23 protein-coding genes and 1 pseudogene are annotated in these 24,709 nt (G+C 44.9%); 3 read left to right on the forward strand and 21 right to left on the reverse strand.

The features are described 5' to 3' along the window. Positions 1-3 precede the first annotated feature (3 nt). From H538_RS0113030 to H538_RS0113080, 9 genes and pseudogenes are all read right to left on the reverse strand, one after another. Positions 4-999, reverse strand: a complete 996-nt coding sequence (locus H538_RS0113030) for a thiamine pyrophosphate-dependent dehydrogenase E1 component subunit alpha (RefSeq protein WP_026677981.1) — start codon at positions 997-999, stop codon at positions 4-6. Between the two features lie 204 nt (positions 1,000-1,203). After that, a complete protein-coding gene (locus H538_RS0113035) occupies positions 1,204-3,045 on the reverse strand; it encodes a sigma-54-dependent Fis family transcriptional regulator (protein ID WP_026677982.1) in 1,842 nt (613 codons plus the stop codon). A 258-nt stretch (positions 3,046-3,303) separates the two neighbouring features. Beyond that, positions 3,304-4,770: pseudogene (gene panF, locus H538_RS23860) on the reverse strand (sodium/pantothenate symporter). Further along, positions 4,767-5,063, reverse strand: coding sequence for a YhdT family protein (locus tag H538_RS0113050; protein WP_026677984.1), 297 nt, complete (start codon positions 5,061-5,063; stop codon positions 4,767-4,769). The pseudogene panF and the gene H538_RS0113050 overlap by 4 nt, the downstream one beginning before the upstream one ends. A gap of 370 nt (positions 5,064-5,433) precedes the next feature. Further along, positions 5,434-6,498, reverse strand: a complete 1,065-nt coding sequence (locus H538_RS0113055; protein WP_026677985.1) for a Gfo/Idh/MocA family protein — start codon at positions 6,496-6,498, stop codon at positions 5,434-5,436. 230 nt (positions 6,499-6,728) lie between these two features. Further along, complete coding sequence (locus H538_RS26725; RefSeq protein WP_026677986.1) at positions 6,729-6,971, reverse strand: Gfo/Idh/MocA family protein; 243 nt, start codon at positions 6,969-6,971, stop codon at positions 6,729-6,731. Then, positions 6,950-7,084 (reverse strand): hypothetical protein, encoded by a 135-nt coding sequence (locus tag H538_RS26965; protein WP_281172191.1) that lies wholly within the window; start codon positions 7,082-7,084, stop codon positions 6,950-6,952. Before H538_RS26965 ends, H538_RS26725 begins: the two co-directional genes overlap by 22 nt. 66 nt (positions 7,085-7,150) lie before the next feature. Beyond that, positions 7,151-7,912: a sugar phosphate isomerase/epimerase family protein gene (locus H538_RS0113075; protein ID WP_081412658.1), complete on the reverse strand. Its 762-nt coding sequence runs from the start codon at positions 7,910-7,912 to the stop codon at positions 7,151-7,153. 599 nt (positions 7,913-8,511) lie between these two features. Next, positions 8,512-9,711 carry a Gfo/Idh/MocA family protein gene (locus H538_RS0113080; RefSeq protein WP_035350832.1) on the reverse strand — a complete coding sequence of 400 codons (1,200 nt, stop codon included), beginning with the start codon at positions 9,709-9,711 and terminating at the stop codon, positions 8,512-8,514. A gap of 489 nt (positions 9,712-10,200) precedes the next feature. Between H538_RS0113080 and proB the strand changes: the two genes are divergently transcribed. From proB to H538_RS0113100, 3 genes are all read left to right on the forward strand, one after another. Further along, positions 10,201-11,340 carry a glutamate 5-kinase gene (proB, locus tag H538_RS23865; protein ID WP_035350834.1) on the forward strand — a complete coding sequence of 380 codons (1,140 nt, stop codon included), beginning with the start codon at positions 10,201-10,203 and terminating at the stop codon, positions 11,338-11,340. 88 nt (positions 11,341-11,428) lie between these two features. After that, positions 11,429-12,676 carry a glutamate-5-semialdehyde dehydrogenase gene (locus tag H538_RS0113090; RefSeq protein WP_026677989.1) on the forward strand — a complete coding sequence of 416 codons (1,248 nt, stop codon included), beginning with the start codon at positions 11,429-11,431 and terminating at the stop codon, positions 12,674-12,676. A gap of 241 nt (positions 12,677-12,917) precedes the next feature. Then, positions 12,918-15,008 (forward strand): DNA topoisomerase III, encoded by a 2,091-nt coding sequence (locus H538_RS0113100; protein WP_026677990.1) that lies wholly within the window; start codon positions 12,918-12,920, stop codon positions 15,006-15,008. Positions 15,009-15,067: 59 nt separating this feature from the next. Here H538_RS0113100 and H538_RS0113105 read toward each other — a convergent pair whose 3' ends face one another. From H538_RS0113105 to eutC, 12 genes are all read right to left on the reverse strand, one after another. After that, entirely contained in the window at positions 15,068-15,421 is a 354-nt protein-coding gene (locus tag H538_RS0113105) for an SCP2 sterol-binding domain-containing protein (RefSeq protein WP_026677991.1), read from the reverse strand. A gap of 132 nt (positions 15,422-15,553) precedes the next feature. Further along, positions 15,554-17,074: an amino acid permease gene (locus tag H538_RS0113110; protein ID WP_026677992.1), complete on the reverse strand. Its 1,521-nt coding sequence runs from the start codon at positions 17,072-17,074 to the stop codon at positions 15,554-15,556. A gap of 37 nt (positions 17,075-17,111) precedes the next feature. Continuing rightward, complete coding sequence (locus H538_RS23870) at positions 17,112-17,300, reverse strand: hypothetical protein (RefSeq protein ID WP_245595237.1); 189 nt, start codon at positions 17,298-17,300, stop codon at positions 17,112-17,114. Between the two features lie 202 nt (positions 17,301-17,502). After that, positions 17,503-18,867, reverse strand: a complete 1,365-nt coding sequence (gene eat, locus H538_RS0113120; RefSeq protein ID WP_026677993.1) for an ethanolamine permease — start codon at positions 18,865-18,867, stop codon at positions 17,503-17,505. Positions 18,868-19,197: 330 nt separating this feature from the next. Further along, positions 19,198-19,575, reverse strand: a complete 378-nt coding sequence (locus H538_RS0113125; protein ID WP_026677994.1) for a BMC domain-containing protein — start codon at positions 19,573-19,575, stop codon at positions 19,198-19,200. 5 nt (positions 19,576-19,580) lie between these two features. Then, on the reverse strand, positions 19,581-19,853 hold the full coding sequence (locus H538_RS0113130) for a EutN/CcmL family microcompartment protein (RefSeq protein WP_026677995.1): 273 nt from the start codon (positions 19,851-19,853) through the stop codon (positions 19,581-19,583). Positions 19,854-19,857: 4 nt separating this feature from the next. Further along, complete coding sequence (locus H538_RS25100; protein WP_026677996.1) at positions 19,858-20,538, reverse strand: hypothetical protein; 681 nt, start codon at positions 20,536-20,538, stop codon at positions 19,858-19,860. Beyond that, entirely contained in the window at positions 20,535-21,194 is a 660-nt protein-coding gene (gene pduL / locus H538_RS0113140) for a phosphate propanoyltransferase (RefSeq protein ID WP_026677997.1), read from the reverse strand. Before pduL ends, H538_RS25100 begins: the two co-directional genes overlap by 4 nt. Positions 21,195-21,225: 31 nt before the next feature. Then, complete coding sequence (locus tag H538_RS0113145; protein WP_026677998.1) at positions 21,226-21,516, reverse strand: BMC domain-containing protein; 291 nt, start codon at positions 21,514-21,516, stop codon at positions 21,226-21,228. 32 nt (positions 21,517-21,548) lie between these two features. Next, positions 21,549-23,063, reverse strand: a complete 1,515-nt coding sequence (locus H538_RS23880; protein ID WP_051291477.1) for an acetaldehyde dehydrogenase (acetylating) — start codon at positions 23,061-23,063, stop codon at positions 21,549-21,551. Positions 23,064-23,087: 24 nt separating this feature from the next. Beyond that, positions 23,088-23,756 carry an ethanolamine utilization microcompartment protein EutL gene (eutL, locus tag H538_RS0113155; protein WP_211235570.1) on the reverse strand — a complete coding sequence of 223 codons (669 nt, stop codon included), beginning with the start codon at positions 23,754-23,756 and terminating at the stop codon, positions 23,088-23,090. Between the two features lie 4 nt (positions 23,757-23,760). Then, positions 23,761-24,696: an ethanolamine ammonia-lyase subunit EutC gene (gene eutC / locus H538_RS0113160; protein WP_026678000.1), complete on the reverse strand. Its 936-nt coding sequence runs from the start codon at positions 24,694-24,696 to the stop codon at positions 23,761-23,763. Positions 24,697-24,709 lie beyond the last annotated feature (13 nt).

The raw sequence follows: 24,709 nt of genomic DNA on the forward strand, positions 1-24,709 counted from the left end.
GGATTATTGATAAGTGACATAAACATCCGTCAATAGTTCCTTTTCATCTGGATAAGGGCTTTTCTCGGCAAATTCGACAGCATTCTCGACAGCCGCCTCGACTTTTTCCTCAATATCATTGAGTTCTCGCTCTGACAATAGCCGCATAGAGAGAATATGCTCTTTAAATCGGGAAATCGCATCCAAGTCGTTAAGATGCTTTTCTTTTTCTTGCGAGGACTTATACGTCTGGGCATCTCCTTCAAAATGGCCGTAATTCCGAAATGTCTTACATTCAATCAATGTGGGGCCTCTTCCGTTTCGCGCCCGTTCGATGGCATGTTCTGCCGCTTCAAAAACAGCGATTGCGTCTTTTCCGTCAACGGCAACGCCAGGGATGTTGTAAGCGGCCGCCCTGTCGGATATGTTGGTGCAACTGGAAGCGTATGTGAACGGGGTCGCTTCAGCGAAGCCATTGTTTTCCGCAACAAAAATAACGGGGAGATTCCAGATGGCGGCTAAATTAATCCCTTCATGGAACGTCCCATGGTTGTTTGCCCCATCGCCAAAAAAACAAACAGCTACCGCTCCGGATTTTTTTATTTTGGCCGTTAAAGCGGCCCCCACGGCTAGCGGAAATCCCCCGCCGACAATGCCATTGGCTCCAAGCATTCCTTTTTCGACATCGGCAATATGCATCGATCCCCCTTTGCCTTTGCATAACCCTGTAGCCTTTCCGTAAATTTCCGCCATCATTCCATCGAGATCGCATCCTTTGGCTATGCAATGCCCGTGGCCGCGGTGCGTGCTCGTAATGTAATCTTTACCGTTCAAATGAGCGCATATGCCAACGGCTACCGCTTCTTCACCGGCATAAAGGTGGACAAATCCAGGAAGAACGCCTTTACTGAAAATGTCATGAACTTTGTCTTCAAATCGGCGAATTTCACACATTTTCTCGTACATCCATTTCGCTTTTTCGCGCGTAAGGCTTTTTAATTCCGATCGAACCACCGTCATCCTTTCTCCTCCATTCATTATAAAATTTAAGGGTAAAGCACCCTCTCATTCATCGAAAATGCAAAATTCATGCCAAAAAAGAAAACGGTTACAATAACCATTTTCTCAAAGATCCGCTTTATTTTTCACTTTGAAAATGTGAGACGAAATGAGACATCGTTCCAATTTGTCTCATTTTTTCTCATTGGCCCTAAAAACTTCCCTTTATAGGTGATATTTCTTCATTTTCCTGTAAAACGTGCTTCTTGCCATTTGTAGTTTTGATGCGGCGAGCGAAACGTTCCCTCTCGTTTTTTCCAGGGCGTCTATCATTCTCTTTTTTTCCATTCGCTCACGATAAGAAAGACCCATTTCCCCTAGAGATGAAGCCTCATTATTTTGAATCGGGCCAGCCGCAATCATTTCTTCGATGGAAAAATGACGAGGCAAATCATTGCCATAATGGATCCTGAGCCGTTCCATAAAGTTGAAGAGTTCACGCACATTTCCCGGCCATCCATATTCCATCATCTGGTCCATCACCTCTTTTGGCAATGCTGCCAGCCAATTATTTTTCTCGCAATAATAGTGAATTAAGTAAGTAAGATCTTCTTTTCGTTCTCGCAGCGGGGGGATATGGATCGGGTAAACAAAAATTCTGTAAAAAAGGTCTTCGCGAAATGTGCCCTTTCTAACCAGTTCCCGCAAGTCGCGATGCGTTGCCGTAATAACTCGCACATCAAGTGGAACAGGATCCGTCCCTCCGATTGGAACTATTTGCTTTTCTTGTAGCACCCTGAGCAGCGCTACTTGCATTTCATGGGGAATTTCGCCGATTTCATCAAGGAAAAGCGTGCCGCCATTCGCTTGCTCAAATTTCCCTTTATGCCCTGAGCGTTTCGCGCCAGTAAATGATCCGGGCATAAAGCCGAACAATTCGCTCGCCATCAATTCTTTTGGAATCGCTCCACAATTGACCGCAATGAAAGGTCCTTCTTTCCTGGAACTGTTCAGATGAATGGAGCGGGCCAACACTTCCTTGCCAGTCCCGGTCTCTCCCCAAATATGGATGGCCGCGTCCGTTTTTGCGGCCCGTTCCGCATTTTTCAAGACCCTTTCAAACTCTTTACTTGTTCCTCTTACGCCGTCAAAATGGAACGAGGAAGAGAAATTCCAGCTTTTTGTTGTCGGATGGTTGTTTTCCAAATGGATGCGATAGCCGATCAATTCGTGATGAGCGCTGGAGTAGACGGGAATCCTTTCTTGAATGTGATAGCCATATAACGCGATATCCCGCAATTGTAACCCGTGCCAAAGAGAAAAGGTTTCATGAAGGCAACGGTTCATCCAGACCACTTGTTCTTTTGGGTTGCAGAAGAGGATCGGAACATGAAGGTTTGCGACATTCGGTATTTGCTCTAACAATTCGAGTTCGTCTTCTTTCGCTTGTCTTTGCAGTTGCTGCTCGATTGCATAGGAAGCGGCGACGACCATCGCGAGGATATGTTCGTGAATGTAGTGATCGATTGGGTAGGACACATCAAGGACGCCGGCCAGTCCTTCTTCAACAAGAATGGGGGCTGAGGAACAAACCCACTGTTGGGATGCAATCGAAAAGTGCTCCGTTCCCATTACAGTGATCGGCTCTTTTATTCGTAACGCCGTGCCGATGGCATTAGTGCCCACCTCATCTTCGGTCCATTTGACGCCTTCGTGGAAATTGATCGATTCCGCTAATTTTACCGCTTGTTCATGGCCGTTGGCATATAGCACATATCCTTCGGGGTCGACAAGCAGAAACATTGATTTTGTTCCGTTAAAGAACGTTTCTAATTTTTTTATGAATGGAAGGGCTGCTTTCAGAAGCTTTTGATTCTCTGTTTTTCTTTTCATTAATGATTCTTTCGAAAGAATCTTTTCACCTTTTCCATTATAAGGGTTTACTCCAGCATGACGGCAAAGGTGCCAGGACTCTGCAATTCTCTTATTGATTCTCGATTCATCAAGCGAGCCTTCCCGGACAAAACGTTTCCAGACCTCTTTCCTCAATGGGCTTGCAATATCCATTTCCTTCACCTCGACAAAGGTTTATAGAACTCTGTGAATGTATTCTATGAAGCCGTTTAATTTCCTTTCGTACAGCATTGATTTTTGTTCAAAGCCAAACTTGCCGCTGCACAAGTTGCCTTCTCCATTTTCATTAGCGTTCCGCCCCTATTGGAAGAAGCTTTTTTTAATACGGCATAAAAAATAGGCGGAGGATAAACCCCGCCTATTTCCGCTAAAGTTGCGAAATTTCGCCGCATTCGTTTACGCTAATTCTCACTATACATTCCAAAATTTGCTTGCGGTTAACCGCTCTTCTTCTCTTGTCATGCTTCGCGTTGCCAAACTAGCAAAAATGTAAGCGGCGAACGATAAAACAATCGGAACGACAACGGTATGCATCCCTAAAAGATTAGGAGAAAACCGGTCAAGACAAATATAAGAAATGACGCCAACAACCATCGAGCTTACCGCCCCGTAGGCATTTCCTTTTTTCCAGTAAAGCCCCAATACAATGGGCCAAATAAAAGCGGCTTCCAGACCTCCGAAAGAGAATAAGTTCAACCATATTAAAAAATCGGGCGGATGGATGGAAGCAAAAAATACAAGAATACCGATTACTGCGGTTACCCCTAAACTCATGTTCCTCACTTTTGCCTCGGATGCATGTTTATCCATATAATTTATATATACATCCTTGACGAGGGCGGAACTCACCAACAGCAACAGCGCGTTCACTGTTGACATAACGGCCGCAATGGGAGCGGCAAGGACAATACCGGCAAGCCATGAAGGCAGGACTTTCATTGTAATGAGCGGCATGACCGTATCCCCCACTTTAATTCCCGGCATGACGGCCCTTGCAAAAACGCCTGTTAAATGCATCCCTAGCATGATGAAACCGACGACGACCGTTCCAATAATCATCGCCATATGCATCGCTTTCGAGTTTTTATAAGACATCGCCCGGACCGAAATTTGCGGCAATCCAACGACCCCGACTCCGACCAATATCCAAAAAGAGGAGATATACAACGGCGTTAATGAATGATCGGCGCCGAATGGCGATATGAGATCGGGGTTTTCAGCCGCCAGGTCTTTCATAATATTGGAAACGCCACCCCCGGCAATAATCGTTCCAACTAATATGATGAGCGTCCCGATAAACATAACCATTCCCTGGATCGTATCTGTAAGAGCGACTGCCCGAAATCCTCCGATAACGACAAAAACTAGGACGGATACCGAAAAGATGAAAAGCGCAGTCGGATAAGAAACGCCCATAAATGACTCAAGCAAACGACCTCCGCCAACCCATTGGGCAGCCATCGACGAAAAAAGAAAAATGACAATGCTGATCGACGATAAAATGACGACCCATTTGCTGCTATACCGCTCTTTCAAGAAATCATTCAATGTGACCGCGTTAATTTTCCTGGCTATGATCGCAAACTTTTTTCCTAATACCGCCAATGTAAAATAGCCAGTCACAAGCTGTGACATTGAAAGCAATACCCAGGCAAGGCCTGTATTATAAGCGATTCAAGGTCCCCCAATAAAACTTGACGCGCTTCCATAAGTGGCGACCATCGTCATCGCGAGTACGAATCCGCCAAGATTGCGCCCCCCTAAAAAATACTCTTGAAGAAATTCGGGGCCTTGTTTCACATATTTTGAAGCATAAAACCCGACAAGAAAGATGACCGCGAGAAAAAACAGTAAAGGAATCACGACTCCCCAATTCATTGTTTGTCCCCCTTGCCGCTTTCCTTCTCAAACGGCACGTCCGAAAAGAAAAACTTTACCATTATATAGACGGCGATGGAAAATACGATAAATCCTACTATACAGCTATAAAAAAACCATGCAGGAAGCCCAAGAATATAATCATACTCTTTTACCGGTTTTCCACCAAAGCCGTATGCAAAACCGTACCACCAAATAAAATTGAGAATGGCCAGCCCAATTCCCATCAGCGCTTCTCGGTTCGATATTTTATACCTTGGATCCATCCGGTCTGTTTCCTTCGACCTTTTCATCATTATCACCCATTCTTCATTAATCCTTCTTTTCGTGAAAATTATACATGTTTTCAACCCGTCCTTAAAATGATGGATACTTTACCTTATAGCTGTCGCAACTAATAAATCCGCCGATCCAGGTTTAGCCATTCAAGTAAAGGAGCTGACGAAAGTTGCATACGGGCGTTTCCTGTACGAGCTGTAGCTTATTGTCTGAACGGAGTTATTTATTGTCCAAACTGATCAACTGATAAGCGAAAAATCAAATTTTTTTGTCCATAGATAAAGAATGATTGTCCGAATCGCACTTTTCCATATATTATTTAGGAACTGTTATCCTCTAGCAAAAGAAAGCCCCTCTCCTATTATAAGGAAAGGGGATTTCTCACTATGCTTTAACACTTACATCGGAAAGTATAACAGAACTTCCTTTCTTAGCAGATTCGTATAATCCGTTAATGAGCTTCTGCAATATTACGCCTTGTTCCGCTGTGCAAATCGGCTGTTTGCCAGCTGAAGCGCATTCGACGAACCTCTCAATTTGAAGGTCGTAACCCGCTTTTTTCGGCAGGGAAGACGGAGTAATATCAACAAGTGTTTCGTGCATTTCTCGATAAATTTTAAGTGGAAAGACGTCGGCCCCGCCTTGATCACCCATAAGCGATACATTCATTTCCTCATGTTTTTCCACATTGGCAGCGAATGCTGATTCTAATAAGATCGACGCGCCATTTTTAAACGTTATCATTCCTCGCGCCATATCTTCGACGGAAAAGTTTTGCCAATCCCAATCCCCCATCAAGCCTACACCTTTACGAGTGCCCAGCTTTTGATAGGTGACCCCAAGCACCGTGTCCGGTTCTGGATAGCCCATTAAATACAATGCCGTATCCAGCATATGGACACCGATGTCAATGAGCGGGCCTCCGCCTTGGAGTTCTTTATTCGTGAAGACTCCCCAGCCCGGAATTCCTCGCCTTCGCAATGCGTGAACGCGTGCGGCATAAATTTCTCCAAGTTCTCCTGCGTCAATAAACCGCTTTAACACCTCAACTTCCGGGGAATGCCGGTAATGGAGCCCATACGTTAAGATTTTCCCCGCTTTTTCGGCCTCTTTTGCCATTTGTTCAGCTTCTTCGACCGTCATCGCCGGCGGTTTTTCACATAGGACATGGCAACCTGCCCGGAGTGCTGCAATCGTTGCCGGAGCGTGGAATTTGTTCGGAGTACAAATACTTACCGCATCAAGTTCCACTTCCTTAAGCATTACTTCATAGTCAGAGAACACGTGTGTTATTCCAAATTGATTTCCAGCTTGAACAGCCTTCTCTTTCACAACATCCGATATAGCGACAATTTTCACTTTGTCACCACATTTCATATAGTTTGGAATATGCACAGCTGTCGCAATTCCGCCTGCCCCGATAATTCCTACACGTAAACTATTTGCCATTTTTAATTGCCTCCACTATTTCTTTAATTTCTACCCTTCGACCTTCTTGATGAGACTTTGTGCTCGCTTCGTTAATTAATGTTAAATGGTGTATATCTTCTTTTGAAATCGTAATTGCCGCTCCGCCCACTATTGAATGAACCCATTGCTCATAGGCATCGGGCAACTTCTCAGGAGTGACCCACCCGTTTTCCTTAAAATGCCGGCTTTTGATTCGAACTTGATTGTCTTCAATCAGCAGCGCGCCTTCTGTTCAATGAAACCATTAATTGAACGTTGGCTTCTTCAACCGCTGAAAAAATCTCATCGCAATCTTCCACAGATAAAGCAAGCACTTTTTCTGTGAAAATATGTTTTTTATGTCGTGCCACTTCGATCATGATGTCCTTATGTAAATTCGTCGGTGCATCCACAATGACCGCATCAATCGAAGGATCGGCAAGCACTTTCTTCAATTCCGGTTCAAACGCCACCCCGAGCTCCCTCGCCCATTGTCTTCATCCCAGACAAGTTGAATCGATAAATGAGCATTTTCCTGGGCCTGCCTGGCATAATCGTTAGCATGAACGTGCCACCTGCTTAACATTGGACACTTCCTATTAATGGCTAAAAGTAGTAACGGTCATTATTTTCAAGGGATATTAATTGATTCTCAATTGACGCCGACCAAATCTATTAAGTTTTTAATATTCGTTTTTGCACTTTCCATAGGATCCGAATCAAACTGCTCCTGCTCCACGATAAACCATTTTGTATCATATTTCTCGCCAGCTTGAATGAATCCTTTTATATTCAATACCCCTTTGCCGATTTCGATGCTTCGCTGTTGGCCATTTTTTCTACCCATGTCTTTAATGTGTAGCGAAACGACGCGTTCACCGTATTTCTTGATCAACTTCGCAGGCTCAAGCCCGGCAAAAGTTGCCCAATAACAGTCTAATTCCACTTTCACCAAATCCGGGTCGCAATTCTCAAACAAGAGATCGAATCCCGACTTTCCATTAAACCGCTCAAACTCAAAAGCATGGTTATGGTATGCAAAAACAAAACCGTTTTGTTTGCATTTCTGACCGATTTCATTAAACATTTCCGCTGTTTTTTTATAATCATCGCCTGTATTTCTAAACTCTTCAGGCAAATAAGGGCATATGATCAAGTTATTTTCGATTTTATGATTATATTCCAGCGTCTCTTCCAACTGGTCCCCCCGCAATAAATCAAGGCTGGTATGACTTCCCGCCGCCACAATGCCTTTATCGTCCATTACTTTTTTTAGCTCTTTTGCGGGCGTGTTGAAAAAACCAGCAAATTGCACCCCGCTATACCCCATCTCAGCTACCCGATTTACCGTCCCTAGAAAGTCTTTCTCAGCCGCTTCTTTTACGGAATATAATTGCAATCCGAATTTGCCCAAATTGATCTCCTCCTCTTTTACTATTTTTTCAAAAAAGCATTTTTCCTCCTCATTATGCGAAAAATCTTTTAACGAATTTTTTTAAATCATTCAAATTAAATCCCAAAATGGGTTCCACGTGTGACATAGAAAGCGGTTAAAAAATCTTTAATTCCCCGACTAGTGCCCTTTCAGCTAAGAAAGTTCTTATTTTCAAGAATCCATTTTCGCCTGTAAAAACATAGAACTTCTCTAGTGTGGTGCTATTTTCATGGCATTTGGACAATAAACAGTGGATTTCCGACAATAAATCGCTTCCATCGGACAATAAATAGCCTGTGTCGGACAATAAAATTGGTAGTTTTTTCGCTTATTGTCCAAAAGTAAGATGTTATTGTCTAAACCGGATGACTTATTGTCCAAATAAGAGCACTTTTTGTCCGAGAACAAAATCATTTTACATCATGTAACGATTCGTGATCGTTTTTCCTCATTTCAAAGATCTAACGAGGTGTTCTTAAAATAAAAATGTTCGATTACTGAAATTCAAACTATTTTTCTAGAAGGGGCACTAGTTCGGTTGCCGAATAACTATTTTGGCTAACTATGAGTAAAGGATGCTACTTTTGATCATTCGGCACTTGAGCTTCAATTTCTTTGACTGATACCCATCTCTTCGTTTCGGCAGATTTCTCTACGGCTTCTAATACAGCCTGGTTTTTGGCGCCATCCTCAAAATTCGGCTCAGGACTGTAACCTTTATTTATACCATCCATTAGGTTTTTCACTAAATGAATAAAGGTGTGTTCATACCCAATAATATGACCGGATGGCCAATAGGCCCCTGCAAAGGGATGAACCTCTTCCGTGCAATGAATCGTCCGGAATCCTTGCAGCCCCTCTTCATCATCTGCAAAATAAACTTGGAGATGATTCATGTGCTCCAAATCCCAGCGAATCGATCCTTTTTCGCCATTAATTTCAAAGCGGTTTCCATTCCTGTTACCACCCGCAAACCTTGTAGCTTCAAACGTTCCAATCGCTCCATTCTCAAATCGCGCGAGGAAAAGGGAAGCATCGTCTACATCCACTTTTCCTTTCGAACTTAAAGGTCCTGTGGCGGTCCATCCATCGCTATTTGCAACGATAGGACGCTCTTTAATAAAGGTTTCAAGGATGCCTGTAACTTCTTTAAATTCACCGACTAAAAAACGGGCTAAATCAATGCTGTGGGCGGCGATATCGCCATGGGCTCCTGACCCGCATACCTTTTTGCTCAATCGCCAGACAAGCGGAAACTCAGGATCCATCATCCAATCTTGCAAATATGTAGCGCGGATGTGATGAATCTTCCCTATTCTGCCAGCTTCAATGAGCTTCTTTGCCAATTGTACCGCCGGGGCAAACCGGTAATTGTGGCAGATGGCGTGGGTAACCCCATTTTTTTCGGCTACTTCATGCATTTTTTTCGCTTGTTTATAATTCATGGCGAGCGGTTTTTCACATAATACATGTTTTCCTGCCTCCGCAGCAGCAATCGCAATCTCCGCGTGCATGTTATTCGGCGTCGCAATGTCAATCAGGTCAATGTCATCCCGTTCAATGAGCTTGTGCCAATCGGTTTCATACGTATTCCACCCCATCTTATCCGCCGCCTGTTTGACACCGCCTTCGTTTCGGCCGCAAATCGCCTGAAGCACGGGGATGCAATCGGAATCAAAGAAAAACGGCATATCCCTGTAAGCGTGGCTATGGGCTTTCCCCATGAATTTGTATCCGACCATCCCAATCCGAACTTGCTTTTTGCTTACACCCACCATCGCTATTTTGCATCCTCCCTCGTCCGTTAAATTCGATTATTTTCACGTAAGTACTTCTGTATGAAATGTTTTTTCCCTTCTAGAATAATTTTCACCAACAAGAATATTTAGATTTGCGGGAAAAGTCATTGACTTTTTCTTTTCTCTTCTGCATAATATTTTTTAAAAATTATGTTACGGTGTTAACAGGGGACTAGTAGATAGAACTTGAAGTGATAGAGAGCGGATTCCAGTGTAAAAATGAACAATGCCATTATTGTTTGTGAATTTACCAGGCTGAAAGATTCTGCCACTAAAAGCTATTGAACCTGCCCCTTGAGCTGTCTGGCTAATAACCAGACCGTCGCCCTCGTTACGGGAATGAAGAGAGCATTCGCTTTTAGTCTTAATGAATGCTAAAAAAGGTGGTACCGCGGATCCAGACTTTTTCCGTCCTTTTATATAAGGATGGAAAAAGTCTTTTTTAGTTTGAATAGGAGGATGGGTCAAATGAAGAAAAAGCGGGTGGCCGTAAAAATCGGAAGCAGTTCATTGATCAATGAAAACGGCGGATTAAGCCGGGAGAAAGTATTCGAACACGCTCAGGCGATTGCCTGCTTAAAGAAACAAGGATATGAAGTGCTGCTTATTTCTTCCGGGGCTGTTGCTGCCGGCTATGCGGACCTCGGATTCCCCTCGCGTCCTACTACCATCGCAGGCAAACAGGCGGCAGCAGCCGTCGGGCAAGGATTGCTCATCCAGGCTTATACCGAAACGTTTAAACAATTTGGTATCGTAAGCGCACAGCTTCTTTTAACACGGAATGATTTTAAACGGAAGGAACAATACCAAAATGCTCATGCCACTTTAATGGAACTTTTAAAAAGAGGCGTCCTTCCGATCATTAATGAAAATGATTCTGTTTCAATCGAGGAATTAACGTTTGGCGATAACGATATGCTCTCTTCTTTAGTGAGCGGTCTTGTCCATGCCGACTTTTTGATCATTTTGACGGACGTTAACGGCTTTTACAGCGGCAATCCCCGCACAGATCCTTCTGCCAAACGTTATGACTTTCTTCCGGAAATAACGGATGACTATATTCTTCAAACGAAAAATTTCTTCGGTTCCAAAGTGGGCACGGGGGGCATGATGTCGAAACTATTAGCCGCCAAAACCGCCTTATCACTTGGCGTCAACGTGTTTATCGGCACAGGCTCTGGAGAAAAGAAGCTAATAGAAATTATGGAAGGAAAGGGAGATGGAACGTATATCGGAAATACTCCAGGAACGTTGTTAAAAACACCAAAGCAATGGATCGCGCTGCATTCTCCCATCTCCGGGACGATCTGTGTGGATGATGGGGCAGCAAATGCCGTTTTATATGAAGGAAAAAGCTTATTGCCGATCGGAATTCGAGAGGTGAACGGACAGTTTTCGCCGGGAGACGTCGTTGAAATTGTGAATAGCGCAAAAGAAGTCATTGGAAAAGGACAGGTGAATTACTCTTCGCAAGAATTAAAGTGGATCAAAGGGATGACAAGCCAATATGCAATGGAAACAACAAAAAGAAGCCACCCTGAAGTCATTCATCGGGATCAATGGGTGGCAGTGAACAACATTGCAAACAGCAATGTTGTTCGGAAGTGAAAATGAAGGACGGGAATGGCTAAAATCGGCTAATCCGGATTCCAGCTATCTTTTTGGAAAGGAGAAACATTATATGAATGAATTAATGGTGAATGAGTTATTTGTGAAAGCAGAAAGAGCAAAAGGAGCATCCAGGGAACTCGCGGCGAAAACGACCGCGCAAAAAAATTACGCCTTAGCGCTGATTTCCAAACAATTGGTTGAAGATGCCGATTACCTTTTAAAAGAAAACGAAAAGGATGTCAAAAACGCAAAGCATGACGGGGTTCATGAATCATTGATTGACCGCCTTTTATTAACTAAAGAGCGAATTTTGAGCATGGCGGAATCATTGCAGCAACTTGCTGAACTCGAGGATCCGACCGGTGAAGTATTGGAAGAATGGAAACGCCCCAATGGACTGTTCATTCAAAAGGTTAGAGTGCCGCTTGGCGTAGTCGGAATGATTTATGAAGCAAGGCCGAATGTTACTGTTGATGCATCAAGCCTTTGTTTAAAAACGGGAAATGCTGTGCTCTTGCGCGGAAGCTCATCGACCATTCATTCGAATCGGGCCATTGTGAAAAGCATTCATCGCGCCATTGAACAAACGGATCTCCCTGTCGATTGTATCCAGTTGATCGAAGATACATCAAGGGAAACCGCCGCAAAAATGTTCACATTAAAGGAATATCTCGATGTACTCATACCGCGTGGCGGGAAGAAATTGATCCAGACGGTCGTCGAAAATGCGTCCGTTCCTGTTTTAGAAACGGGTGCCGGAAACTGCCACATATTTATTGATCATTCCGCAGAGAAAGAAATGGCGATTGACATCGTCTTGAATGCAAAAACACAGCGCCCTTCTGTCTGCAATGCGATTGAAACCGTGCTTGTACACGAAGATTGGGAACACGGCCATCTAAAAGAGCTCATCGAACGCCTTGAACAAAGCGGTGTCGAACTGCGTGGCGATGAAAATTTGCAACGCCGTTTCCCTTCTCTTCTGCTGGCGACTGAAGAGGATTGGGAAACTGAATATTTAGATACCATTTTAGCGATGAAGCTTGTCCGTGATGCAGATGAAGCGATCGCCCATATTAACCGTTACGGCACTAAACATTCCGAAGCGATCATTTCAGAAACAGCGAAAAATGTGGAGCGCTTTTTCCAATTGGTCGATGCATCTACGCTATACCATAATGCCTCGACTCGCTTTACCGACGGATTTGAATTTGGCTTTGGCGCTGAAATCGGCATCAGCACGCAAAAGCTGCACGCCCGCGGGCCGATGGGGCTTCCGGCGTTAACCTCAACGAAATACGTCATAAAAGGAAATGGCCAGATACGAACGTAACCGATTTTTTTGTTATACTAGTGATTGAATGTTTCCTCCGGATAAAAAAAGCGCTGCTTTGGAAAATAAAATTCAAGGTTTGGAAAATAATTTCGTGAGTTTGGAAAATAAGTTTGCGAGTTTAGAAAATAAAAACTAAAGTTCGGACAATATTGCAGTTAGGTGTTCAATAAATAACGTGCAATAAGACTATTTTCCTGCGTTTTTTTAGAAACTTTTCGCATCATGAAAGGAGTTCTGCATGAAATCACTAGTACTTGCTGAAAAACCGAGCGTCGCGCGGGACCTTGCCCGCGTTCTCGGCTGCAATAATAAACAAAAGCATTACATTGAAGGTCCACGCTATGTCGTCACATGGGCGCTTGGCCATCTCGTCGAATTAAAAATGCCAGAGGATTATAACAAAGACTATAAAACGTGGCGCCTTGAAGACTTGCCAATCATTCCAAAACAGATGGGGCTGAAAGTGATCCGGCAAACGAGCCCGCAATTCCGCGGAATTGAACAGCTTGCAAAACGAAAAGACATAAAAGAACTTATCATTGCGACCGATGCCGGACGCGAAGGAGAACTTGTCGCCCGCTGGATCATGGAAAAAGTCCGCTGGCAGAAACCGGTGAAGCGGCTCTGGATCTCTTCTCAGACTGACCGGGCCATCCGCGATGGTTTCAAACAGTTGAAACCGGGAAAAAATTACGATTCTCTCTATCAATCCGCCGTTTGCCGCGCCGAAGCCGACTGGCTAATTGGATTGAACGTCACGCGGGCGTTGACAACAAAATATAACGATCCATTGTCAGCTGGCCGTGTTCAGACTCCGACGCTGGCGATGATTCTAGAACGGGAAAAAGAAATTCAGTCGTTCGTCCCAAAAGAGTATTGGACAATTCACGCGAAAATCGGCCCACTTGAAGCGATGTGGGAACGGAATGGAGAAAAACGGATTTTTGACGGCGAAAAGGCTACTGCCCTATTCAACAAAGTGAAAGGGCAAAAAGGAATCGTGAAAAAAGTAGAACGCAAAGAAAAAAGCGAGCCCCAGCCGCTTCCGTATGATTTAACTGAGTTGCAGCGGGATGCGAACCGCCGTTTTGGCTTTTCCGCTAAAAAAACGTCAAGCGTGCTGCAAAGCCTATACGAACAGCATAAACTCGTCACGTACCCGCGCACCGATTCCCGCTATTTGACGAAAGAGATGGAATCAACGATGGCGGACCGGCTTCAAGCCATCTCCTCCGGCTATAAAGAAGAAGTGCAGCCTATTTTAAAACAAAAAGGGAAAGTGCTAGCCAAACGCGTCTTCAACGATGATAAGGTAACAGATCATCATGCGATCATACCGACGGATGAGCCGCTTCATTTAGGGGACCTTTCGACCGACGAACGAAAGCTGTATGATTTGATTGTCCGGCGTTTCCTTGCGTTATTCTATCCTGCGTATCGGTATGAAACGGTTCATGTGCAACTGGAGGTCGAAGGCGAAACGTTTACTGCCCGCGAAACTTCCATAATCGACAAAGGCTTTAAAACAGTAACCGGGAAAGATGACGAAGAAGACTCTTCAAAACCTCTTTCATCTCTTACCGTTGGACAAACGCTATCGGTCAAAAACGAAAAGTTGGAGAAAAAGCTGACCGAACCGCCAGCGCGTTTCACAGAGGCCGATTTATTAAGCAAAATGGAAAAATACGGGCTCGGCACGCCGGCAACACGGGCAGACATCATTGAACGCCTTCTTGGTACAGAAGCAATTGAACGGAAGAACAACCGCCTGACGCCGACGCCTAAAGGAAAGCAACTGATCGAGCTTGTCAATGATGAATTAAAATCGCCCGAGTTGACCGCCCGCTGGGAACGCGAGCTTGAATCGATCGCCCGCGGCAAAGGGAATGCCGAAGAATTTTTGCGCAACATCCGAAAGCAAACGAAACAGCTTGTCTTTGAAATTAAAGGAAGCGAAAAGTCGTACCGGGCGCATAATTTAACAGGCTCCAAATGTCCGGAGTGCGGGTCATTTATGAAAGAAGTCAATAGCAAGGATGGAAAAGTGCTTGTCTGTTCCGACAGAGAATGCGGCTTCCGTAAGCGAAAAGACCCGAAGCTCTCCAATCGCCGCTGCCCGCAATGCCATAAGCGCATGGAGATGCACAAAGGAAAATCGGGGCTTTACTTCCAATGCCGTCCATGTAATGTCGTTGAAAAAGCACAGGATAAGAAAAAAACCGTATCCAAGCGTGAAGAGCGCCAGCTCCTGAAAAAATACGCAAAAGAAGAGCCGGTCGGCAACAGCCTTGCCGATGCCCTTAAGGCGGCGCTGAAAAACAAAGAATAGCAACGTTAAACCGCAAGCGAAATAGCTTGCGGTTTTTCTGCGATTTCTCATTAGAGGCATTATTCGATATCGTATTGATGCAGCACTTTCTCGATCTTGATCGCTTTACCCATATCACCTTTCACCTTTAACTTCCCCGTCATATAGGCTACTGCTCCATTTAACTTTCCGACGATCAATTTTTTAAAATCTTTCATCTTCAACTGCAACGTGCAATCCGCTTTAATCGGCGATTCTTGTTTAATCACAGCTTTTCCATCTGCCAAATGCAGCTGGAACGAATCACTCTCATCAATGATGTCAAATTGATAGATCGCGTTCATTCCTTCAATCGGCTTCGGATTGGCATTCAACACCATTTCCATTTTCTCTTTCGTCTCCTGTAGCGTATAATCGAGGATGCTTTTAGCCATACTCCGCTTTCCCCTCCAATAATTGTAATGTTCTGAATTAATACTATATCAAATGGTTGGGGAACACAATGATTTACACGGGAAACAACTCATAGGATGAAGCAACTGCCCGCACAATCCTAATAGTTTAAATTATTTATACTCCGCTTCTTTTTGCTTAATTTCTTCCGCTGATAGATTGAGAGCCGCCTGCGGCCCTTCAAACCGCTTTTTATAATAGCCGAAGTCCATAATAACTAAAAGGATGAACATTCCAATTAGTGCATAGGCAGCGTTTTGATTCGGCGGGATGACCATGACGATGCAAATAAATACAATCCAGATTAAGCTTAAAACATTGATTGCTTTGCTCCAGCTTCCCAGATTCCACGGCCCGAGGTGCTTCGGTTGAAAAATTCCTTTTGCTTCGGCCCTCAGCTTTAAAAAAATGGGAATGCCGTAGGCCACATAAAGCCCGACAACGCTGACCGCCGTTAAAAAGGCAATCGTCGTATATGTCGTATCAGGGTTCACTTTTTTAATCACGTAATCGACAAGTGCAAGCACAAAAGATAGGATGACGGCAAGCCAGATCGCTTTTGCAGGTGTACGGTATTTTCGGCTGACTTCAGACCATTGATTGCTAAAGGGCATCCCTTTATCGCGGGAGAAAGCGTACATCATCCTTGAAAATGATGTAATCGAAGCCAGCCCGCAAAACCACATCGCAAGGGTGACGAGCCATAATACGACATAGCCGAAAGTTCCCCCAAGCGCATGATCAATGACATAAATAAAGGCATTGTCGGAAGCGACCGCTCCTTGAGCATCTTTAATTGAAAGGGTGACGAAGGAAAGCATGATAAAGCCAAAAACAAACGAGAAAGCGACAGATGAGAATATCCCCCACGGGGCGCGCACTCTCGGCATGACGGTTTCTTCAATTGCATGGGCGGACGCATCATAACCGGTAAACGTCCATTGCGATTGCAAAAGTCCGATTAAAAAGGCTAGAAAATACGGTTTTTCCGAAAACGTCTGGCCGACTTGAAACAAATAATCTACCGGCTTTAAGCCGCCTTTTGTGAAGAACGCAAGACTGATGACAAGAATGAAGACAACGATGATGTGATACCATGCGGAAAAATCATTCAGACGGGCAACCACGCGAATACCGACATGATTTAAAATGCCATGAAGCAATAAAACGATTCCAAAAACGATCAATATCGTCGTATCCGTAGAGGTGTAGCCAAAGACATTAGCTATAAGTGGGTCGGCAAACAAGGCGACAGAATAATCGATGCCCGCGACGATTCCGATCTGGCCAATCAGATTGATCCAGGCCGTATACCATCCCCACCTTTTATTGTTAAGAATAGCAGCCCAGTGATACAATGCACCCGCTGTCGGGATCGCTGATGCCAGCTCCGCCAGCGAGGCGGCGACGAGCAAACAGAAAAGGGCAACAATTGGCCAGCCAAATCCCATCATGCCCGGTCCCCCATACAAAAGGCCATGTCCATATAGCGACACCGCGCCTGTTAAAATCGATATGATAGAAAATGAGATGGCAAAATTTGAAAATCCGCCCATGTCCCGAAGCAATTCTTGCGCATAGCCGAAGCGGTTTAAATCCTCTTTATCTTGCAGCACTTGCTTATTATCTGCCATAAACAAACCTCCCTTAATCGACAATTGTCATTGCACCCTATACATCTACATTTGCATTTGAAACTTCCAAATCCACGCCTGACCGATTTGTCTTCCCTTTTGCCCCGAGAAAATGTTCATGATGAGCTTCATCAAAAGCCCGAACGCTTTGATTGGCTTTCATGCCAATCGCAACTGCTGCGCCGAGCGTCAAACAGACGAATAAAATGCCGAGAATTAGCATCATTTCACCTCCTTTCCTTTCATCAAAAAATGTAATAAAAAAGAAGCCGACAAATATACTCCGGCGGGGAGTAGATTTGGCAAGCTTCTTTGCTCATTTATTTACTTGCTTTCATTATAAAAACAGTACAGATAGTTGTCAATATTCAAACTATTCATTCAACCAATAACAAAACCGCATGCCTTTGCATGCGGTCTGTTGCCGGTCAACCAGCTTTTTCATCTATAAACTCTTCGGACATCGGTCTGATTTTTTTCGAACCGACCAGCGCATAGTAGACGATGGCCAGAGCTAATATAGCGATGATCACAACCCAGAGCGGAAGAACTAACCCGAAAATTGGCAATTTTGTTGTCATAATGCTATATTTCAAAATGCAAAATAATGTAAACAAGCCTAAAATTAAAGATACTGCCGGAACGATCGGATAACTTACTTTAAATGGTCGTTCTAAATTTGGTTCTTTCTTTCTTAAAAGAAAGAGAGAAATCAAGCTAATGCAATACATGAGCATAGCGCCAAATACCGACAATATAATAAGCGCGTTGGCAAAATTCGCGGAACCGGCACAAATTACCCCGATCGCGCCTGGAACGATTAATCCCCAGTGCGGCACTCCTTTTGGATTGAGCCTGGATAAAAACTTTGGCAAATAGCCTGCTCTCGCCATTGCAAACGTTTGGCGGGAATAACCGATAATAATGCCGTGCAAACTTGCAATTAAGCCGAACAATCCGATAACGGCCAAAAATTTCGGCAGCACGCTTCCCTCGCCATATGCATTTGCCAGTGCTTGCGGTAGCGGAAAATCTGCAGGAGTGCCTTTTCCCCCGCCTAACCCGGCAGTGACGATTAACGTGAATATGGTTGCCGTTGCTAACGTGATGATTCCGGATATAAACCCTTTCGGAATGTCTTTCTTTGGATTTTTTACTTCTTCTGCCGCCATCGCCCCGCCTTCGATCGCAAGGAAAAACCAGACAGCAAAAGGAAGAGCTGCCATTACGCTCGCAAACCCATTCGGAAGGGCTTTTTCATTAAAAATATTGGCCGCTTCAACATGGGGAATGCCGGCAACATAATAAGTAGCCAACCCAATTAAGGCGAAAATGGTTGCAACCAATTCAATAAGAGCCGCTCCCTTAACACCGATCATATTAATCAAAATAAAAAAGATAAATACGCCTACCGTGGCATACACCGGGTTAACGCCAGAAATCAAGAAATGAATATATGCCCCTGTTGAAACAGCGATGGCGGGTGGTGCAAAAACAAACTCCAGCAAACATGCGATCCCGGCAATATATCCGCCGAAGGGACCCATTGCCCTTCTCGCATAAGCCGACGGTCCTCCGGCATGCGGAATAGACGTGGACAACTCCGCATAGCTGAAAATAAAGGTAGTATAAAAGATCGTCACGATGACAGCGGCAACGATCAATCCAACAACGCCGCCTTCATGGAAACCGTAATTCCAGCCAAAATACTGTCCGGATATGACCATGCCAACCGCAATCGCCCATAAATGAATAGGAGTAAGCGACTTTTTCAAATCGTTCTTTTTCTCCATGCGATCCCTCCTTTACGATTAAAAATCTAGTGCCCTTTCTAGAAAAGCAGTTTCGATTTCAGTTACTTTTGTGAAATCAGAAAAAGAATATCATGATTATTCCAATTCATTAAAAATATCTCGTTCTCGGACAATAATTTACAATTTTAGGACAATAAGTACACCATTTTGGACAATAAAACTTACTTTTTGGACAAAAAGTGAAAAAAATACAAATTTTATTGTCCGATTGAGGACCCTTATTGTCCGACACAACCGATTTATTATCGGAAATCGATAGTTTATTGTCCGAACGTCTTAAATTTAGATTAAAAGTAGAAAGTCGGGGCACTAGTCCTCTTTTTTCTTTCTTTTGCTTTTCGGTTCATCCTTTTTCTCGGAAGAAGCTGCCGATGATGCCTCATTACCTTTTGAGGTGGCTGTCTCTTTAGTATTTTTTACCGGTTTCAATAATATGCCGACTTCCGAGTCTGGACGCGGGATCACATGTGATGAAACGAGCTCGCCGACGCGCTTTGCTGCTTCCCTGCCGGCTTCGACAGCCGCCTGGACGGCCCCGACGTCGCCTTCTACTAAAACGGTCACCAATGCTCCATCAATCTTTTCTTGCTTGATGAGTTTGACATCGGCTGATTTAACCATCGCATCCGCCGCTTCAATCGAGCCGATCAATCCTTTTGTTTCAATCATCCCTAAAGCCTTTCCCATTTTCTTCACCTGCTTTCTACATCAATTGAATCAACGATCCCAACAACGACAGAATCAATGGGCAAATCTTTTTCCGGTACGGCAAACCTCGCCGCACTTCCGGTCGTGACCATCACTTTATCCCCGATTCCGGCCCCGATTTGATCCGCAGCAATAATTGGCGCTTCCACAGGGGACCCGTCCGGCATTTCAAATTGCACAACCAAAAACTTTAGCCCGGTCAATCCATCTTCTTTCCGGGTCGCCCATACATTTCCGATCACTGTTCCTAATCGCATTGCATCACCGCCCACTATCCTCAAAACAAAGTTGAATTCCTTTTTTCCTTGCGGCATCTTTAGCCAGTGGCGTAACAATTGTGGCTTTGTTCAACAAAACCTTCTCACTATGAATGTGATTTATTTTGCTTTCCGTCAATAATTTTTCGTGATAAACAACTATGTTTTCCGGTTTTCCAGTGAAAGCCGCTTTTGAAAGCGCTCCATCTAATTGCTCAAGAGTCGTGACAAAAGCGCCAAACGTTTCAAGCCGTTTTCTCTGGTTTTCTAAATATTGTTTATAAGCGGAAGTCGTTTCCGAGCCCCTTGCCCACTCTTCTTTTTCAGACAAAACAAGAGTGGCAGGAATGTTTAAATGAAGCACTCTGGCTAATAGCTTGGACTTATAAGTGTCGGTTAGGCCAATCGCACCGCGAACGATGAAATCTTGATCGCTATTTAAAAAAATGACATGGGAAAATTCATTGGTTATTTCCTCTTCCTGGGTGCTTGCCGCCACGCTAATGTTCCAATATGGCCGGCATTTTTCAATGACTGTCTCAAGTCCGGCCCCGCCTTTACTTTCATCGTCGATAATCAATAATCGGGGCTTGCTATAGGCTTCTTTTTCTTCGGAAAGCAGCCGCCGAACGACCTCTTCCACGATTTTCTTTACTGTATCAATATCCAATTTGCCCGTATTCATTGCCCGCCCCTGCTTTCCCGTTTAAACAACGTGCCTGTCTGTCCTTTTGAAATAAATGCCGCATTTGCCTCATCGGTATCGATATGCATTTCAAGACGATACCTGGAAGATACGCGCACGAGCACTTGCTCAAAGGTAACCGGCCGTTCAGACTCAACTTTAACGTCGACATATTCCTGATCTTTCACCTTATAATGTTCGGCATCTTCAGGGGTCATATGAATATGCCGGCCGGCGATAATCAATCCTTCATGGATATAAATGCTTCCTTTCGGGCCGATTAACGTACATGGAGATGAGCCTGATATGTCTCCCGATTGCCTGAGTGGGGGAGTAACGCCGAGCTTTAGGGCGTCCGTCCGGCTAATTTCAATCTGGGTGGAGCCCCGGGCCGGTCCTAAAATCCTGACCCGTTCGATGCTCCCTTTCACACCTGCAATTGTAATTGTCTCATTTGCCGCAAATTGTCCTGGTTGCGATAAATCGGACCGTTTCGATAGCTTAAACCCGTATCCAAACAGCACTTCAAGATGTTCCTTTGAAAGATGGGCATGTCTTGCGGAAACAGCAATCGGGACAGGCTTAAAGCGATTTTGGCGCTGTTCAAATTGCTTCATGACCTCCTCCACAATGGAATGTACAGCTTGTTGATTAATCACTACTTGCACCACCTTTTACAACTTGCTGCTACATCGTTTCAACTTTTGGAAGAATGCTTTCAAGCTCGTTGTGAGGGCGCGGAATGACGTGAACAGAAAGAAGTTCACCGACACGCTGGGCAGCAGCGGCTCCGGCTTCTGTAGCCGCTTTGACAGCCCCGACATCTCCTCTCACTAAAACAGTGACCAATCCGCCGCCGACATGCACTTTCCCGACTAAATGCACATTTGCCGCTTTTACCATCGCATCTGCCGCTTCAACGGAAGCTACCAATCCTTTTGTTTCGATCATTCCTAAAGCTGTAAGTTCTCTTGACATTGTAAATTCCTCCTAAACGTAGTTTTTTATTTTTATAAATGGCTTATCGCCTTGCTGACCATTCTGACAATCGTTTCTTTGTCTGCCGCCCCGGTTGCCCCAACTTTTGCCACGACCTCGCTCACAATCTCTTTTAGCAAATCTTCTTGATTAGTTGCCGGGCTCTTTGGTTCGGCGCTTGATTTGATTTCTATTTCTTTCGTTTCATAGGCCATTCGTTTTTTATTCAACAAATGGGTGACCGTTACATTATCAGAAGTAATATTTCCGCCAAAAGTTCCGCATCCAAGCGTCAGCGATGGCTTCAAACCTGTCGTAGCGCCAACGGCACCGAGCGCGGATGGTGTATTGACGAGCAATCTAGAAACTGGCATTTGTAGCGCGAATTTCCTTGCGATTTCTTCGTCGGTCGTATGGAGCGCCAGCGAATGCCCTCTTCCGCCCAATGCAAGCAGCCTGTCGCATACCGCCATTGCCTCGTTCCAATCCGAGACGGTATAAAAGCCAAACACCGGAGCTAATTTTTCAATGGAAAAAGGGACGCTCTTCGCGATGTTCGACTCAAAAGCGATTAAGAGCCGCGTGCCGTCCGGAACGTTTATATTGGCCATTTGAGCAATCACCCGGGCGGACTTTCCGACGATTTTCGGATTTAATTTTCCCGCAACAGGAGAGATGACTTTTTCCATCTTCTCTTTCTCATCATCGTTTAAAAAGTAAGCGCCCTCGTTTTTGAATTCTCGGATGACCATTTCTTTAATGGATTGATCAACGACAAGGGCTTGCTCAGATGCGCATATTGTGCCGTTATCGAACGTTTTGCTGGCGATGATGCGCTTTACCGCTTTTGCCACTTCTGCCGTTCGTTCGATATAGGCAGGAACGTTTCCCGGTCCGACTCCATAAGCGGGTTTTCCTGAACTATAAGCCGCCCTGACAAGCCCTCCTCCGCCGGTTGCAAGGATGACGTTCACATCGGGATGCTTCATCAGCTGCTGGGTTGCTTCCATTGTCGGGCTCGTAATCCAGCCAATCAATCCCGCGGGGGCGCCCGCTTTTTCAGCGGCCTCCCTGCAGATTTTGAGCGCCTCGACCGTACATTTTTTAGCGGAAGGATGCGGGCTGAAAACAATGGCGTTTCCCGCCTTGACAGCGATTAGCGTTTTATAAATGGCGGTTGAAGTTGGATTCGTCGTCGGGACGATCCCTGCCACGACTCCAAATGGGGCCGCCACCTCTACAATTTTCTTTTGCTTATCCTCATAAATGACGCCGACGGTCTTCTCATCTTTGATCGATTCATATACTTCCTTTGAGCCTACATGGTTTTTGATCACTTTATGCTCGACAACCCCGAGCCCCGTTTCTTCTACAGCGAGGCGCGCCAGCTCATATGATTTCTCATAGGCGGCGTCGGCTATCGCTTTGACGACGTTGTCCACTTGTTCTTGGGAAAATTTGCTGAACGCTAGCTGGGCTTCTTTCGCCATTTGGACGGCATTTCTCATTTCCTGCAAGGTTTCGAGGTCTTTATCTATGTCTATCATCAGAATCACTCCTTCCCGTGTTGCTTAATAGAACGAAATCGGCTTTCTGGCAATTTCGATGATGCTGTCGCGAAATGCATCGGCCGCCGCCTTGCAGGCGGATTGGCTGCCGGTTAATAAAGCACCGCCAAAGTTTGTTTCTGAAGGCGGCCCGAAAAATGTCTGCATCGTCACATCGGCGGCTTTAAGCGCTGCATCAAGTCCATACATCGCTTCAAGCGGCGGGGCGATTAAATAAGCAAGAGGATCCCCGATTGGAATATTAGCGATCTTTGACAAATAACTTCCGGTCCTTGGCACAACATGGGCATATAAAGCATGAGTCCCCTCCTCATTTAATGATTCAAAGTAGGCATCGTGCTCAATGACCGTTTGGGCTGCTTCAATCCCACTGATCACTTCATCCGGGCTCGGCCCGGCAATGATCCCGATGAATTCTCCCGATAAAGGGCCTGAAGAATGGCTTGCCCCGGCATAAAAGGACTTGGCGTAAACGACTTCCACTTCTGATTGTTTTGTCGCTTCATCCAATGCGGTATATCCGACGTCATCGATGGTCGTCGTCAACATTCCAAGGCTTCTCTGGTTCGGCTTTAATTGAAATTGCTTATATAGCCCTTCATCAATATTGGGAATGATTCTTACAGCAAGGATTTCTGCTTTTATCGGCTCTAAAGACACTGTAATCTCCATCCTTTTAACGTTCTTTTTTCACAAGCGAAACCCCGCTTGCCTCGTATTTTAAAATTTTTTGAATAACGCTCCCGAGATACGCCCCTGCTTCTACTGGAGGAATCCCTCCTTCATGGATGTTTGAGATGACCATCCGGTCCGCTTCAATCGTCCCTTTTCTCGGTTTATAGCAAAGATAGGCGCTGAGAGATTCGGCGCTAACAAGACCAGGTCTTTCGCCGATAAGAAGAACGGCCACTTCCGGCTCCAAGATCTCCCCGATTTCATCCATCACCGCGACCCGGCCATTTTTAATAAAAAATGGCGTTCCTTCTTTCAAACCGAGGCTGTTTAATGATTGCTGGAGCGATAAATAAACGTCTTCCACGTTTTTTTCGATCGCCTCTGAGCTTAGCCCATCTGAAATGATGACTTGCACTTGCGGGGCCTTTACGCAAGTTTCTGAAATCTTTTTCTTTGCTTCTTCGGACAATTTTCTGCCAAGATCCGGACGGCGAATGTATTCTTCCTGGTTCTGCACCATTGTTTGTACCGAAAACCAGTTCATTTTTTCCAAAAGCTGTTCTGTCACTTCCCCGTAAACCGCATCAACGGCCGCCGCGTGATCAAGCCGGAATTTAAGCAACGTTTTCGTCTTTGGCCTCACTCCTGCCCGGCCAATGCCTATCCTTGCAGGTGTCTTTTTGCAAGCGTCCAGCAGCTGCTCTTTTTCTTTTGGGTCATCAACGAACGTTTCGAACGCCGGCTCCTCTTCCGGGGTTTCTTTTTCCTCGCGATTCCTGGCATACTTTGAAAAATCAGGCACTGTATTTAAGTTCCCGTGCAATTTCACCATTCCGGCCGTTTTTGTCGGAACTTGTTGGTCCGGTTTCTCTTTATCCTTTGAATGAAGCTCCTTGAGCACCATTTCCGTGATCTTCTCTACTAAACTAGCATCCATTGTTCAATCACCT

The organism is Fictibacillus gelatini DSM 15865 (assembly GCF_000430745.1).
GTDB classification, from domain to species: Bacteria; Bacillota; Bacilli; order Bacillales; family Fictibacillaceae; genus Fictibacillus_A; species Fictibacillus_A gelatini.